The sequence below is a fragment of the Acidobacteriota bacterium genome (genome assembly GCA_016196035.1).
Lineage (GTDB): Bacteria > Acidobacteriota > Blastocatellia > RBC074 > RBC074 > JACPYM01.
The window spans coordinates 21,932-38,282 of sequence record JACPYM010000034.1 but is presented as its reverse complement, the minus strand read 5'-3'; the positions used below and the strand labels follow the sequence as shown (position 1 = coordinate 38,282).

Below are 16,351 nucleotides of genomic sequence, written 5' to 3'. Positions count from 1 at the left end.
CACCTTGATTGAAAGCGATGGCATAGCAAACAGCCTCCAATCCTTGGGCCTTAACTGTTTGGCAAATTGCCGAGTACATGTTGCCATTCCCGGTTCCCCATTCGACGATCAGTTTGGGGTTCAGCAAACTAATGGCACAGACAATGAAAGCTAAGTGCTCGCACTCCGCCGCTGTACAGCGTGTGCTCGCAGGTTCGATAAAAACTTCCGGATGATTTAAGGGATTGAAGGCCAAACTCATTTTCTGTCTCGTTACGCGACTACTACGAACCTGCCACAAGGCAAGCCATGAACATCCGATTAGGCTCAAATAGGCTTTGGTTTCAGGGCCGGATAATGATGGGGTTCAAAGTTCAATTCGGCGTGGCGGTGCGGTTGCCAGACAACATTCCACTTGCTTTCGTAATAGCGCCGGTTTTCATCAAAGATGGCGTTGTAAGCGCCGCTTTCGATCAGTTTGCCAAACGCCGCTTGACCAAAATGGTGCACAAAGACATCGCCCGCACAAGCTACGCGCAAGCCCGCCTGGCGCACCCGCACCGAATAATCGTCATCCTCAAACATGCCGACGCCAAAGCGTTCATCCAGCGGGCCAATCTGTTCAAACACCGCGCGCCGAAACGCCACACAAAACATGGCTAACACCTGAATATCCGCATGCAATGTTTTGTGAGCCCAGGTGTGCTGGCGCGCGAATTCTTCCATCTCAAACCAGGTGGCATAGGGCACCTCCAGCTTCGCTTCGTTGCCGACAAAATTGGTCAGCGGCCCAACCAGCCCGACTTCCGCATCAGCCAGGTGCCGAAGTAACCGGGTCAGCCAGCCCGGCGGAACCACCGTGTCATTGTTAAGTAACACAAGATATTCGCCAGCGGCCTGTGCGATCCCCTGGTTATTGGCTTTTGCAAAACCGGCATTCACCGCGTTGAGGATTATTTTCAGCTTGCTTTGGCGAGCCGCCAGTTCACGTAAGTAAGCAGGCGTGCCATCGGTGGAATGGTTATCCACCACAATGACTTCAAAGTTGGCGTATGCCGTGTTATGCAACACGCTTTCAAGACAAAGTTTGGTCAAGGCCAGATTGTTATAAGTAACAACGACGATGCTGGCGCGCGGCACAATCGAAGATAACGCGGCAGAGATCATTTCGGTGCGTTGTCGCCAAGTATGCTGCCGAGCCAGCGCGCGGCGTTGCTCCGCTTTTTGCGGCGAATCTTCAGTCAGCGCGGCATCCAGTTGCGCGGCGAATTCTGCCGCGCCGTCCGCCAGATAGACATAATCAGCGTAAGGTTCCAATTCCGGTAATCTGACCGAAACTACCGGCTTGCCGCCGCTTAAGTATTCATAAAGCTTCACCGGATCGGTGGCTTCGGTAATCGGGTTCAATTTGAACGGGATGATGCACGCATCGAAATGATAAAGGTACTGCGGCATCGTTTCGTAGGGCTGTTGCCCGAGCAGCTTTATATTCGGCAGAGCCTGCAGGGGTGCAACGTTCACATCAAAAACGCCCCCCAATAATACAAACGTGTAATGGGGGCGCAAACGGGCGACGGCGGCGAGCAATTCAACGTCAAACCAGTCTGCCAGCGCTCCAAAGTAACCAATCACCGGATGCGTGATGTCTGGCAATAATTCATTGGGTTGACAGCGTAAGCCGTAAAAATCGTAATCAGCCGCATTGCGTGCCAATGTCATCGGGCGCTGGTAGGGCTGCCATTTTTCGTAAAGCCGCTGCGCCGTCACGACCAACAGGTCGCAGGATTGAACCAAGTCTTTTTCAAGGGCGAGCGCGTCAGCCTTAACGCGGGGAAAGTTTTCCCACTCATCCATGCAGTCATAAATAACACGCCAACCCCACTGCTCTTGCGCGGCGCAAGCCACGCGTGTCCACGAGGGAATCATCACGTAGCCAATCGCTTCATTGATGTTGTACGCCTGCCGTAATTCATCAAGACTGGCCAGCAAGTCGCCCGCTTCCTTGGCCGAGATCACATTATTGAATAGATCCAGTGGATAGCGCGTCGCCAGCGTGACCTCGTAAAGGTTCTCCAAGCGCTGCCCTGCGCCGCCATGCGAAATCGGCTGCACCGAGTATTTAGGGCGGGCATGCAGACTGCGAAAGTGCGATACGCTGAGATAAAAGACCCGCTGTCCGCGCGCGGCAAACTGCGCCATCAACTGCTGCGGTCGCTGAAAGCGGAACGACCAATCAATGATCGAAAAACAGATAATGTCCGGGCCGGGGGGAGTGATTTCAATTACTGGCTGTTTGAGAATGGCTTTAACCTCCCTGGGCGGCAGATGCGGCAAAAGCGTAATCCCATGATAAAAATCGCCGGATTGTAGCGGTGACGAGACTGGCGTCACCTGGGAATCAGTCCCTAACGATTGGAGCCAATCGCGCAGTGTGAACAATCCGCCGCGGCTGCGCACAAAGTGCACTGCGCGCCGCCGCCAAGCGTATGGCATGATGAGCCGAACGATTTCGCGGAAAGCCGCATAAGGCTTTCCGCGATGTTGATGGGCCGCCCCTTGGACGCGTCGCCAGAATATAGTTAGTGCGGCAACCTGTGCTGAAAATTGCGAGTTAGAATTTCTCATAAATAGCTACCCCAGCCGCAACACGTCTGGCTAAACTTGGGAACTGGGGGCACTCATCCGGGCCTAGGCTGGCCAGCATGCAAGCGGCACGAAAAGCATCAGCCAGTCTGTCTCTACCAGATGATTTCAAGGCACCGGATGGAACGCTACGGGGTACTCTTTGCGGGCACTGCCTGAAAAGGTCAACAGCGCGTTTGAATAATCGGACGCAACTGTTCTTAAACGGCGCGAATATACTGAGCTACAATCCAAAAGGCAAAAAGACTTTTGAAGCTGCTTTCAACCCTGGTTTGGTTCTGCCTGGTTTGGTTTTGAAAGAAGACAAATTGCACGGCGGTCGGCGTTTGACAGAATTGGTGGTGTGCCCTATAACACCCGCTCGTTTTTGAACGGTCTAGCGCAGCACTCGCCAATTTGTCACCCCAATTCCATTTTGGCAGTCCCCGACTAGCGAACTCCCGTGTCGCCCCAATAACCCGCTAAGATTACCGACGTTAGCCTGAGTCTGAGGAGAAGTGTGATGTCTGTGCAGCACAATCCGGCCACTTCAAGCGCGCCCGCGTTAGCGCGAAACCATGCGGAGATGCCGGTTTATGATTCGGCGCGGAGAAGCCTGCCACTCATTGACGAGTTCAAGGAACTCGTGCGCTACCGGGATTTATTGACCCAGTTGATCGCGCGCAATATCAAGACACGCTACAAACGCTCGGTCTTGGGGATTCTCTGGACGATGCTCAATCCATTATTGATGATGCTCGTCCTGACCTTCGTCTTTTCAGAGGTGTTTCGCTTTTCGACGAAAAACTATGCGGTATATGCGCTGGCTGGCTTATCGTTGTGGAATTTTTTTGCCCAAACAACTACTGGCGCAATGAGTGAACTGATCTGGGGTGGCGGCTTGCTCAATCGCATCTATATTCCCCGCGCCATTTTCGCGGCCAGCGCGTTGGGCACGGGACTGGTGAACCTTCTGTTATCGTTGCTGCCACTGTTCGTGATTATGGTGATTACCGGCGTGCCCGTGCGCCCTACGATTTTGATTCTGCCTATCCCAATTATACTGACGGCGATGTTTTCCCTCGGCGTGGCGTTAATTCTCTCGCGGCTGGCGGCGTACTTTGCGGATGTGGTTGAGATGTATCAAATCCTGTTACTGGCTTGGATGTATTTGACCCCCGTCATTTACCCGAAAGAGATCATCCCAGGCCGCTTGCGCTGGCTTTTCAATTTGAATCCGATGTTTCACCTAATCGAAATCTTTCGCGCCCCGCTCTTTATTGGCTGGCTGGCGGGGCCAAAGACAGTGGCGGCAGCCACGCTGGCGGCGTTTGTTACGCTCGCTTTTGGCTGGTGGTATTTTTCCAGAAAGGCGGATGAGCTTGCTTACCGAATCTGAACTTCGCGTTGCGGCTGGAACTATCGAGCACCAGGCGCAACCGATCATCCGCCTGGAAAACGTCTCGGTTGAATATCGCGCGCCCAGCGAGCGCATCACCACTTTCAAAGAGTACGCCATCCGGTTGCTGCAACGACGCGTGCAGCAAAACCAGTTCAAGGCCTTGCGCAACGTCAGCCTCGACATCAACCAGGGCGAAGTTTTTGGGGTTATCGGAAACAATGGAGCCGGTAAAAGCACGCTGCTGAAGGTGATCTCACGCGTGATGAAACCGACTGGCGGCAGGGTCTGGGTGAAGGGGCGCGTGGCGCCGCTGCTTGAATTGGGAGCGGGTTTCCATCCTGAATTGAGCGGACGCGAAAATGTTTTTCTCAACGGCACTTTGCTCGGCTATAAACATGCTGAGATGAAAGAGTTGTTTGACAGCATCGTTGATTTCGCCGAGCTATGGGATTTTATTGATGCCCCACTCAGAACCTATTCAACCGGTATGGCTGTCCGGCTGGGGTTTGCGGTCGCCACCGCCACGCGGCCTGACATCCTGATTGTTGACGAAGTCCTTTCCGTCGGAGATGAACGCTTTCAGGAAAAATGTGCGGCGCGGATGACGGAGTATAGGAAGGGTGGAACTACGATTTTGCTGGTGACACATGCCTCCGCAGTAATCAAAAAAATCTGCGACCGGGCGGTCTGGCTGGATCACGGCCAGATTGGTTTGCTGGGCGAAGTGCATGAAGTGGTCGAGGCCTACCACAACAAGAGTAGCGAACAACAAGGTATTCAGAACACGTCCCCTGCGCCGCCGCGCAAAAGCAGTATGCGGGCGCAGTCTATCAAAGCGGCGCCACAGCCGCCGCTGAAACCCATGACGCAACTGGAAAAGACGGCGTTGCAGAAGCAGTGGCTCTACCAGTTTGAACTGCCCTGCGGCGAGCCAACGATCTGCCTGCTGCCGCCCGAAGCGCAAGCGCTGCACGACACCCGTTGGAACTTGCTGCTGGACGCGCTTGAGCCTCTCTGCGCGGGGCAATGGGAAAAGCTGCGCTGTTTGGACCTGGGCTGCAATCAGGGCTATTTTTCCGTAAAATTGGCGCAACTCGGCTGTCAGCACGTAACCGGCGTGGATGCGCGCAGTAGTAATATCCGGGACGCGAACCTGATGCGGCAAATTTATGAGCTGGAAAATTTGGAATTCCGCCAGGCTGATCTATTGGAACTGAAACCGTCGGACATAGGGCAGTTTGATGTCGTGTTACTGTTCGGCATGCTCTATCAGCTTGAAAACCCCTTGGGCGCGTTACGCGTGGCCAAGTCGCTTGCCACCAAGGCAGTGATTATCGAAACACAGTTGGCGCCCGAAGTTGAAGGCCGCATGAATTGGGGCGCGGCGCATGCATTCATGCCGTTGAGCGGTTCGTTCGCGCTGATTGACCGTACAGACGACGTAGACAGTTTTTACGGCAGTTTAACTTCGTGGGCGCTGGTGCCTGGGCTTAAAGCGCTACGGCACGTGATGGGAAAACTGGGCTTTACCTCGATAGAAGTAATTCCACCAGCGCCAGCGGCGCACGAACAATTCACGGCGGGCCAACGCGTGGTGATCGCGGGCTATCTTTGAGAGCACTGCCAACCCAGGGCTTTTGCAAAGTCGCCAGCAGAGACACTTGAGCGGTTACGCTGAATCCTGATTCCTGATTCCTGGTTCCTGATAAACCGAAAATACCGGCTGATTTTCAATTTGTCAGGAATCAGGGGTCAGGAACCGGGATTCAGTCAAGGTCTTGGGCGGATGTTTTAGTAGGCGAATCAATTGCAGGAGGTTTGAGTCAGTGGAATTCACAGGTGAACGTTACGTTCCCAATCCGGATCAACCGAACCTTAACTCGGCGCTGATTTTTGCGCAGATAAAACTCGAGCATTGGCACCGCTACGCGCTGTCTTTGCCATTTGTCACGGGCAAACAAGTGCTCGACATCGCGTCAGGCGAGGGCTACGGCTCGGCCTTGCTGGCCCGTCAGGCCAAGACCGTCGTGGGCGTAGACATCGCGCCGGAAAGCATTGCGCACGCCGAGCAAGCCTATCAGGCGTTAAGCAATCTGAGCTTTCTTGCTGGCTCGTGCGAAAGCCTCCCGCTGCCAGCAGCGGCGGTGGATGTCGTGACTTCGTTTGAGACGATTGAGCATCATGACAAACACGAGGAAATGATGCGCGAGGTCAAGCGCGTCCTCAAACCAGATGGAATGCTGATCCTCTCGTCCCCCAACAAAGCAATTTTCACGGACAAGCTGAACTATACCAGCCCTTACCATATCAAAGAGCTGTATTTCTCTGAGCTATGCGCCTTGTTGCGGAAGCATTTTACGCACGTGAAGATTTTCGGTCAGAAAGTCACGGTCGGCTCACTTGTCTATCCGCTGGGAAATGAACCCGCAGCCAACCTGCCCGTGTTTAGCCCTGCGGAACCTGGCGTCAGCGCACAAGTACCGAGCCTGCCCGAGCCGCTTTACTACATCGCTCTTTGTTCGGAGCAGCCCTTACCCATCGCGTTGACTGCGGTTTCACTGTATCTGGATCAGCAAACCGATCTATTGCAACTGACCGCGCAAGAGTACCATCAACGCGCGACCCGCGAAGCTGAAGTGCCTATCAAGCAATTGACTCAATACACCGGCACCCTGGAGCAATTGGCCGAACAGTTGCAAACGCAACTCCGTGCGCAAGAAGAACAGTTGCAACAAATCACGAAGAGCCGCGCGTGGCAGTTCATGCAATTGCTTTGGCGGTTACGCCGTGCCGTTTGGCCGAGCCGCTAACCCACACAGAAAGCAGGAAAAAAGTTAATGGCCGTTTTAGAAGAATCACTAAATCTTTCAGTGAAAGAAGCACTCGCGTTGATGCAACAGCGCATTCTCCATCACACCTATTATTTCGGCGTTCAAACCTTCAAGAACCCGCTCGATTTCTGGGTCTATCAAGAGTTGCTCTGTGAATTGCGCCCCGATGTCATTATCGAAATTGGCAATTATTATGGCGGCAGCACACTGGCACTGGCGCACGTGTGCGATCAGCTAAATCATGGACAGGTCATCGGCCTGGACATTATTCACAGCCGCATCCCTGACATCGTCCGCCAACACGCACGTATCACCCTCTTGGAAGGCGACGCTTGTGTGCTGCTGGAACAGGTCGAGCGCCTCTTCCCCCCGCACGCAAACGTTTTAGTGATTGAAGACAGTTCACACACCTATGACAACACGTTGCAGGTGTTGCGCGCCTACCAGCGCCTAATCAAACCCGGCGGCTATTTCATCGTTGAAGACAGCATCTGCCACCACGGTTTGGACGAAGGCCCAAACCCCGGCCCCTACGAAGCCATCGAAACATTCATACGGGAAACAACCGATTTCGTGATCGAGCGGGAGCGGGAGAACTTTCTGCTCACTTGGAATCCGAAAGGCTTTCTCAAACGGGTACGCTAATGCCGCTTAAAATCCTATCCATCTTCGGCACGCGCCCCGAAGCCATCAAAATGGCGCCGGTCGTGCAGGCGCTGCAACAACACCCTAGCGAGTTCACCAGTGTTGTTTGTGTTACCGCGCAACACCGCCAAATGCTCGATCAGGTGCTGACCCTGTTCGCCTTGCAACCGGATTACGATCTCGACCTGATGCAGCGCGAACAAACGCTGGCGCAACTCACCGCGAATATCCTGACGCAGGTGGACGCCGTGCTGGTCAAAGAACAGCCGGATTGGGTGCTCGTCCAGGGCGATACGACCACGGCGATGGCGGCGGCGATGGCGGCGTTTTACCGCCGCATCAAAGTCGCCCACGTCGAGGCCGGCTTGCGCACAGGCGACAAAACCCAACCCTTCCCCGAAGAGATCAATCGCATCTTTGCCGATGCGCTGGCCGATCTGCATTTCGCGCCCACTGAACAATCACGTGCCCATCTGCTGCGCGAAGGCGTTCCTTCCACCAGTGTCGTGGTTACCGGCAACACGGTGATTGATGCGTTGCTGGATGTCGCCGCGCGTCCTTACGATTGGCAAGCAGACGAATTGGCGCAAGTGCCGCCGGACAAACGCCTGATTCTGGTGACCGCCCACCGCCGCGAAAATTTCGGTCAACCGCTCGAAAACATCTGCACGGCGCTGCTGCAAATCGCCGCGCGTTTCCCGGCTGTGCAATTGGTCTATCCCGTGCACTTGAATCCCAATGTGCAACGCGCCGTCAACACGCATTTGCGCGGCGTGGCGAATATCACCTTGTTACCACCGCTTGATTACTTGCCCCTGGTGCAATTGCTCAAACGCTCACATCTCGTGCTGACCGATTCTGGCGGATTACAAGAAGAAGCGCCGGGCTTAGGCAAGCCTGTTTTGGTTTTGCGCGACGCCACCGAACGGCCTGAAGGAGTTGAAGCAGGGACAGTCAAACTGGTTGGCACTGACATCGAACGCATTGTGAACGAGACGACGCGCCTGTTGACGGAACCCGATGCTTACGAACGGATGGCGCGCGCAGTCAACCCTTATGGCGACGGCCAGGCGAGCGCGCGGATTGTCGCCAGCCTGCGCGCGGCAGCAAGCGCCGCGTGAAAAGGGTGTCCGTCAAAGTTTTGCGCAGGCGCGGAAAGAAAACGCTGAGCGCTGGTAGCGCAACCCGCCGAGGTTGCGCTACGTCGAAATTTCGGCGCTGGCTACACTTGCGACGTGGCGCAACCTCGGCGGGTTGCGCTACTCCGGCATCAACCATCTGTTGCCCCTTGAATGCTACCTTTATGCAAAACTTTGAAGTACACCCGCGTGAAAACCGCAGCTTGCAACTTTAACGGGCCATGCGTACACTCGTCGTCGTTCATTGCCGGGGTGGCGGAACTGGTAGACGCACAGGACTTAAAATCCTGAGCCCCTGCGGGGCGTGCGGGTTCGATTCCCGCCCTCGGCATTGATCAAACCTCAAAGGTCTCAATCACCACTACCCTTTTCAATCACAACCATAAAAACACGGAGACACAGAGGCAGCCGGTCAGCTTGCTCTCGCAATGGCACAAGCCGAAGTATGACGCGTCGAAAGGCTTATGCGATAGCAAGAGGAAGCCCGAACCAACTGTCCAACTCGCTCTGTGTCTCCGTCTTTCTATGGTTGCACGCGCTGGCTATGGTTACCCCACTGGCTGAAGACGCTGTGACTTGAAAAGGCGGCGGTCAATAAAGCGCGAAGTTGTATTCCAATTGCGCGCGCACCGTCACCGGCACGCCGTTTTCCACGGCGGGTTGAAAGCGAATCCGTTTGGCCGCTTGGATGGCCTCTTCGGTTAAGCCAAAAGGTTGGCCGCGCACGACGCGAATGTCGGTGATTTGCCCATTCGCGGTAAAGGTCGCCATCAGCACGACTGCCCCTTGTGCATGTTGCTGGCGCGCTTCTTCGGAATAGCGGGCTTTCTCGCGATAGAGAATGGTCGGACGCATACGCGCAGTGGCCAGGCGCGGCGCATTCGATTGATTACCATCGCCAGTGGAAGGATGACCGCCAATGGCAAAGCTGCCCGTCCCGGCATTCCCGTTTTCGCCGGGCCCAAAGCCGGGCCCTCTGCCCGGCCCAACTCCTGTGCCATCGCCACCGCCCAAACCACCGTGCAGACCCGCGCCTTTGCCCGGCGGCGCGGGCGGAGCGTTGGGCACACCGGTTGGCCCGCTGGTAAATTTCACCACCAGCGGATCGGCCACAATCGTGGGGACTTGAATGAGCGCCGGCTGCGGAATCTTGGGCGGTTCAGGATCAGGCAAGCGTTGTTGCGGCAGCAATTCAGCACGCGGCGGATTGCCGGGGCTAGCCGACGCGGCCTCCGGTTCACCGCCACCGCCGCCACCGTGCGCGCGCAACGGTTGTGACGCACTGCCGCCCAGATGCCCCTCACGGCCTTTGGTGAATTCGCGCTTTGCCGCCACCGGCAAAATCAAGCGGACAAGCGCGGTGTTTGATGCAGGGATTTGCCGCGCTTCGACCAACTGCGCCGTCATGGTCGAAGCGCTCAAACCAAGCAAAGCGAACATCGTGACGAGCAGGCTATAAGTGATCACCGCCACTGCCGCGCCGCGTTGCAAAAGCTGTTTGCGCCGCTGCGGATTGTCTTCGCCATAAAACAATGCCGCACAAAACCCGCGCGGGTCACGGCGCAACTCAAGCCACGCGCCTTGCATTCCCTCGCGCAAGCGTTGTGGCAGCGAATCGGTGGTTAATAAGAAATTGCACGCGGGCGCGCTTTCCAGGCGCAAGCGTGCCCGCAAATCATAACGCCTGAGCAACTCGGCATCGTTTGGGCAATAGACGAACCCCTCCGCAAAGCTGGCCTGACATTTGGGACAGACTTTCATCGCTGTGACTCCTCTGTGAATTTCGTTTGATTGTTTGTTCGCGGCGCCGCCGGTTAGGAGTTGGAAGAGTTCACCGTGAGCACTGTTGACGCCCCTTTGAACGGCAGGCTTAGAAGATTCTTGCAAAGAGGGCGGAAGAAATTTTATGGCTTGGGGCTTGGCGCTATTTGGCCTTGCCGCGCCGCCGCGCTTTTAATTGTTTAACGAAGGCGGCGTGTTCCTTACTTGCCAAGCCATGTCGCAAGGTCGCCAGCAACTTTTTCAAATCGCCCTTGATAACGGCCCGCGTATCAAGCCACAAACCGGGGAAACATTGGCTGTGCAAAATGCCACGCGCATCGGCCCGCATTGGCACATACTCGCCTTCTTCCAGACGAAACCAATCCAACACCGCGTCTTCAACCCGCCAGACCAGATATTCGCGCACGCCGTTGCGGCGGTAAGCACGCAACTTGGCGTGCAGATCAATCGAGACCGTGCTGGCGGCGACTTCGATGGCGAGTTCCGGCGCGCCCTCCAGATAACCGTCCGCACTAAGCCGCATTTGTCCGCCAACTTCGGGCAACAAAAACAGCACGACATCAGGCTGCGGCTCGTTATCCAAATCAAGCCGCACGGTCTCGTTATCACTGCCATCCGTGCCTGCCGTTGCTTCAACGTAATTCACAATCCAGCCGCCCAAGCGAAAGTGCGGCCCACCGTGGTGTTTGTGTCTGACTGGGGAAGACATATGAACCTCTCCTTCAATGAGTTCAGCGCGTATGTGCGGCGGCATCGCGCGATAACGGCGTTCAAATTCCACGCGCGTCAGCCGGTCGCCGTTTTCCAGCGAGGGAATGACTTCGCGCAACACCACGGACTGCTGATGTTCGTTGGCGGCAGTCTGCATCCGTTCGAGAACTGATTTTGCCAATGCCATTGTTGTTACTCCATAAACAAGGTTGAAGACGCCGCGAATTATAAGCCTGCCCGGTACCCTTGCCAACGCCGTTGTCTCGCACGCGGGGCTTGTATTATCGTGCCCGCACAGTTACCAACAACACTCGCTTTATCAAGACCCGGTTTTCAAGAGAGGATTCCCGTATGCGCAAGACTCATCTGCTCATCGCCTTGTTCGCGGTGCCCGCTTTGTTTGGCATAACACAACAGCGTGCAGCTTCGGCCCAATCGCCTGGCTTCACGGTCGAACAAGTGCTGAGTGCGCCCTTCGCTTCCGACTTGATCGCCGCGCCAACAGGTGAACGCATCGCCTGGGTCTTCAACATCGAAGGCAAGCGCAACATCTGGGTTGCTGACGGGCCGGATTTCAAAGCGCGCCAGTTGACGCAATTCAACGACGATGACGGGCAGGAATTGCTCACGCCCGCCTTCACGCATGATGGAAAGTGGATCGTCTTTGTGCGCGGTGGCGAAGAGAACCAGGCTGGCGAAATCCCCAATCCGACCAGCGATCCCGGCGGCACCTTGCAAGCGATCTATGCCGTCAATGTTGACAAGGGCAATATCGTGCCCGTTGCGCTCGGCAATGATCCGGTCGTTTCGCCTGCGGTTGAAGCCGATAACAAAGTCGTATACAGCCGCAACGGCAAGCTCTGGCTCAACACGATTGGCGCTGATCCGAAAAAGGCCGAACCGCTGTTTAGCGCACGCGGCAATCTGGGTTCGGCGCAATGGTCGCCCGATGGCAAGCAACTGGCCTTCGTCAGCAATCGCAACGATCACAGCTTCATCGGCATTTACGACTTGGCAAAGGAGCAGTTGCGCTATCTCGCGCCCACGCTTGACCGTGACAGCTATCCGCGCTGGTCGCCGGATGGCAAACGCCTCGCCTTTGTGCGCCAACCCACGCGCGGCACCGCACGGCGCACGCAAGGCGAAGAGCAACCTGATCCTTGGGCGATTTGGGTGGCAGACGTGGCGACATTGAAAGCCAAAGAAATTTGGCGCAGCGGCAACAAACTAGACGATTCGTTGCCGCGCTGGGCGGGCAGCGATGTGATTCAGTGGGCGGCGGATGAACAGATTGTGTTTCGGTCGGAGATGGATGGGTGGATGCATTTGTATGCCGTCTCAGCCAACGGTGGCGAAGCGAAATTGCTGACGCTGGGCCAATGCGAGGTTGAACAAATCGCGCTGATACCGGATAAACAGACAATTGTTTTCTCATCAAACTATCAACACATTGATGGAAGACGTTTATGGCGTATAGGTGTGAACGGTGATGATCTTGAGCAAATGGTTATGACAGGGATTCAGTGGAACCCAATACCCATTGGCAAGAGTTCCAAACTCGCGTATTTCGATTCGAACGCCCAACTCCCTGCCCGGGTAAAGATTGCTGATTTGCAAACGCCTCGCGCAATCTTTAGACCCAAAACCCCTTCGGTTGAAGAGTTGAAAGATACTGGTGCCATAACTGAGCTTCCCAATCCCCGTTTTTATCTACAGCTAATTTCACCTGAAGTAGTTACATTCAAAGCCGCCGACGGCCTCGACATTCACGGCCAACTCTTCTTACCCAAAGACGCCAAGCCCGGCGAAAAGCTGCCCGCTGTCATCTTCTCGCACGGCGGCCCGATGCGGCAGATGCTGTTGGGCTGGCATTCGATGTATTACTACCACAACACCTATGCGTTTAATCAGTTCCTGGCGAGCCGGGGTTATGCGGTGCTGTCGGTCAACTATCGTGGGGGCATCGGCTACGGACGCGCCTTTCGTGAGGCAGCCAAACGTGGCGGACGCGGGGCGTCTGAATACCAAGACATCGTCGCGGGCGCGCAGTATTTGCGTGGACGCGCGGACATTGACGTCAATCGCATCGGCCTGTGGGGCGGCAGTTATGGCGGCTTCCTGACGGCGCTCGGCCTGGCACGCAACTCCGATCTGTTTGCCGCTGGCGTAGACATCCACGGCGTCCACGATTGGGCCTCGCGCATCACCGGCGGCGAGGCCAGCGACCGCGACGCCGTAAAGATCGCGCGTGACTCATCGCCGATGTATGCGGTCGAGAAATGGCGCGCGCCGGTCTTGTTGATTCACGGCGACGACGACCGCAACGTCGCCTTTAACCAAACGACCGAACTCGCGCGGCGCTTGCGCGAACAGAAAGTCGAATTCGAGCAGTTGGTCTTCCCCGATGAAGTGCACGATTTTCTGCTGCATCGGACTTGGGTCGCCGCCTTCAACGCAGCCTTTGATTTCCTCGAACGCAAGTTGAAGAACGCGAAGCCGCGTCAGACAAGTTCAATCGGCAACCCAGGCAACCATCTTGCGCCCGCTCAACCAAACCAAACCAGGTCGCCTTTCAATTTAGCGAAGGTGAAATCGGCGCATCGTCTAAAAGCCCCAACGGGGCGACATACGAAAGCCCAGGGCAACGCCCTGGGTAAGCGCAACATAACGAGCGAAGCCCTGAAAGGGCGAAATAATGCGGCTTGGTCTGCGAACCAACTGAGCATATTGCGCCCTTTCAGGGCTGCCAGTTTCCACCATACAAGAACCCAGGGCATTGCCCTGGGTTATCCAATTGCGCCCCGTTGGGGCTTTCTGAAGATCGAAAAATCCACACGAACCAAAACTATCGCTCCCAAACCCAATCGCGCGGCGCTTCAGCAACAACCCACGCAACCCACCCGCGTTGACCTGCTCATCCGCAACGGCCGTCTGCTCGACGGCTCCGGCGCGAATGAGACCCGCGCCGACCTTGGCATCACCGGCGACCGCATCACGTTCATCGGCGACGCCAGCCAAGCCAATCTCAAAGCCACGCGTACCATTGACGCCACCGGCCTCGTCATTGCACCCGGCTTCATTGACCCGCACACACACGCCGACGAAGATCTGTCGAACGCGCAGCGCAAGGCCAATCTCAATTACCTGCTGCAAGGCGTAACCACCGTCGTCATCGGCAGCGATGGCCGTTCGCCGCTGCCCATCGGCAAAAAACTCGATCAACTCAACGCGCAAGGCATCGGCACCAACGCTATCCAACTCGTCGGCCACGGCAGCGTGCGTGGCGCGGTGCTGGGCGCGGCTGACATTGCGCCCACCGCCGAACAACTCGAAAAGATGCGAGCCTTGGTCAAACAGGCGATGGACGACGGCGCCTTCGGCATGTCCACGGGGCTGTATTACGCGCCCGGCAGCTTCGCCAAAACGGAAGAGGTCATCGAACTCGCCAAAGTCGTCGCCGCACGCGGTGGTATTTATGATTCGCACATGCGCGACGAGAGCAGCTACAACATCGGCCTGCTCGGCTCCATCGAAGAGGTCATCCGCATTGGCCGCGAAGCCAAATTGCCTGTCCACATTTCGCACATCAAAGCCCTCGGCGTTGATGTCTGGGGCCAGAGCAAAGACGCCATCGCCCTGATCGAAAAGGCCCGCGCCGCAGGCATCAACATCACGGCCAATCAATATCCCTACACCGCATCAGGCACTTCGCTCACCGACTCGCTCGTCCCGCGCTGGGCCGAAGCGGGCGGCAATGCCGAAATGCTCAAACGCCTCGACGATCCCGCCATTCGCCCGCGCCTCGTCAAAGAAATGGAAGAAAACATGCGGCGGCGCGGTGGCGCGAATTCCCTGCTCATCACGTCGGGCCGCAATCGCGCGCTCACCGGCAAACGGCTCGACGAGATTGCCAAAGCCGCCGGCAAGTCGCCCGTCGAAGCCGCCATTGACATCATCAAAACGGGCGGCGCATCCGTCGCTTCTTTCAACATGAACGAACAGGACATCGAAGCCTTTATGAAACAACCATGGGTGATGACCGGCTCGGACGGTTCGGGCGGCCATCCACGCAAATACGGCACCTATCCGCGCAAGCTCAACGATTACGTCCTCAAACGCGGCGTCATCTCGCTACCCCGCTTCATTCAAGCCAGCAGCGCCCAAGTCGCCGAGACCTTTGGCGTAAAAGCGCGCGGCGCATTACGCACGGGCTATTTCGCCGACGTGGTCGTGTTCGATGAAAAGGCGGTCGCGGAAACGGCGACGTATGAACAACCGGAGAAGCTGGCCGTCGGGATGAAGTTTGTCGTGGTGAATGGGAAGCTGGCGGTGGAAGACGGCAAGTATACGGGCGCGCTCGCCGGGCGGGCGTTGCGCAAAACGACCAACGGCGAATAAGGTAGCAAGGGCAACATTATGACAAACCCAAATCTCAACGATGAATCTTTAACGGGCCGTGTCGCGGGTTTATCCGCCGTCGCACGCGCCACTATCCGCCGCCAAAGTTCGCCCGAAGCGCAATCCATCTCGACCGATGATGGACTGGCCGCCGCTTTGCAGATTGCCGAGATTGCCCAGCGCGAAGGCGTCGCGTGCGCGTTGGCAGGCGGCATCGCCATGCACTTGTACGGCTTCACGCGGGCGACGACGGATGTGGATTTGATCGCGGCGGCGGTACTGAGCTTGGAAGCCACCCGCAACTTGACCTTTGGCGGCGTAACTTATCCAGCCAAAGTGGGCGAGCGCGTGATTAACGTGGACTGGATCGTGCGCGACGACGACACGGCAGAAGTTTATCAGGCAGCGCTCGCCGACGCTGTGTCTTCGGGTGTAGGACTGCCGGTCGTTACTCCTGAATGGCTAGTCATCATGAAAAAGCTGGCTGACCGCGGGAAAGATTATCTCGACCTGCTTTGGCTGTTACGCCAGGATGGGCTGGTTGACCGCGATAAAGTAGCACAGTTATTACGCGTGCTCTTTGGGCGCGGCGCCTACTGGCCCATTCAGGATATGAAAAGCCTTTATCTGGAAGCTGACCTCATGCGGGCCAAAGACGAACGTGATGAAAGTGACCCGGCTTCAGTCATCAAATCATAACCATTGATTCCCACGAAGTGCAGTTTGCGTTGATTCGCCAGCCCTGCAACCGAACTCCTGCGGATAGCCACAGGCCATGAGTGCGGTCTCACGCCTACATCGTCTCGCCGAACAGTGATACTTCTGACGCCTCTTATCTCCGG

11 protein-coding genes and 1 tRNA gene are annotated in these 16,351 nt (G+C 56.4%); 9 read left to right on the top strand and 3 right to left on the bottom strand.

The features are described from left to right. Positions 1 to 306: 306 nt before the first annotated feature. A complete protein-coding gene (locus HY011_11850) occupies positions 307 to 2,313 on the bottom strand; it encodes a glycosyltransferase (protein ID MBI3423622.1) in 2,007 nt (668 codons plus the stop codon). 368 nt (positions 2,314 to 2,681) lie between these two features. On the opposite strand from HY011_11850, the gene HY011_11845 reads away from it, so the two are divergent. The 7 genes from HY011_11845 to HY011_11815 all read left to right on the top strand — a co-directional run bounded on the left by HY011_11845 (position 2,682) and on the right by HY011_11815 (position 8,949). Then, positions 2,682 to 2,993 (top strand): hypothetical protein, encoded by a 312-nt coding sequence (locus tag HY011_11845; GenBank protein MBI3423621.1) that lies wholly within the window; start codon positions 2,682 to 2,684, stop codon positions 2,991 to 2,993. A 131-nt stretch (positions 2,994 to 3,124) separates the two neighbouring features. Then, positions 3,125 to 4,000 (top strand): ABC transporter permease, encoded by an 876-nt coding sequence (locus HY011_11840; GenBank protein ID MBI3423620.1) that lies wholly within the window; start codon positions 3,125 to 3,127, stop codon positions 3,998 to 4,000. Next, a complete protein-coding gene (locus HY011_11835) occupies positions 3,978 to 5,618 on the top strand; it encodes an ATP-binding cassette domain-containing protein (GenBank protein MBI3423619.1) in 1,641 nt (546 codons plus the stop codon). The genes HY011_11840 and HY011_11835 overlap by 23 nt, the downstream gene beginning before the upstream one ends. A gap of 211 nt (positions 5,619 to 5,829) precedes the next feature. Continuing rightward, positions 5,830 to 6,813, top strand: coding sequence for a methyltransferase domain-containing protein (locus tag HY011_11830; protein ID MBI3423618.1), 984 nt, complete (start codon positions 5,830 to 5,832; stop codon positions 6,811 to 6,813). Between the two features lie 27 nt (positions 6,814 to 6,840). After that, on the top strand, positions 6,841 to 7,479 hold the full coding sequence (locus HY011_11825; protein ID MBI3423617.1) for a class I SAM-dependent methyltransferase: 639 nt from the start codon (positions 6,841 to 6,843) through the stop codon (positions 7,477 to 7,479). Continuing rightward, positions 7,479 to 8,600, top strand: coding sequence for a UDP-N-acetylglucosamine 2-epimerase (non-hydrolyzing) (gene wecB, locus HY011_11820; protein MBI3423616.1), 1,122 nt, complete (start codon positions 7,479 to 7,481; stop codon positions 8,598 to 8,600). Before HY011_11825 ends, wecB begins: the two co-directional genes overlap by 1 nt. Positions 8,601 to 8,864: 264 nt before the next feature. Then, positions 8,865 to 8,949: transfer RNA gene (locus HY011_11815), tRNA-Leu, on the top strand. A gap of 260 nt (positions 8,950 to 9,209) precedes the next feature. Here the strand turns inward: HY011_11815 and HY011_11810 are convergent. Together HY011_11810 and HY011_11805 are read right to left on the bottom strand one after the other, a co-directional pair. Then, positions 9,210 to 10,379, bottom strand: a complete 1,170-nt coding sequence (locus HY011_11810; GenBank protein MBI3423615.1) for a TonB family protein — start codon at positions 10,377 to 10,379, stop codon at positions 9,210 to 9,212. 163 nt (positions 10,380 to 10,542) lie between these two features. Then, a complete protein-coding gene (locus HY011_11805; protein ID MBI3423614.1) occupies positions 10,543 to 11,298 on the bottom strand; it encodes a Uma2 family endonuclease in 756 nt (251 codons plus the stop codon). 164 nt (positions 11,299 to 11,462) lie between these two features. On the opposite strand from HY011_11805, the gene HY011_11800 reads away from it, so the two are divergent. Further along, a complete protein-coding gene (locus HY011_11800) occupies positions 11,463 to 15,509 on the top strand; it encodes a prolyl oligopeptidase family serine peptidase (protein ID MBI3423613.1) in 4,047 nt (1,348 codons plus the stop codon). 18 nt (positions 15,510 to 15,527) lie between these two features. Further along, on the top strand, positions 15,528 to 16,208 hold the full coding sequence (locus tag HY011_11795; GenBank protein ID MBI3423612.1) for a nucleotidyl transferase AbiEii/AbiGii toxin family protein: 681 nt from the start codon (positions 15,528 to 15,530) through the stop codon (positions 16,206 to 16,208). Positions 16,209 to 16,351 lie beyond the last annotated feature (143 nt).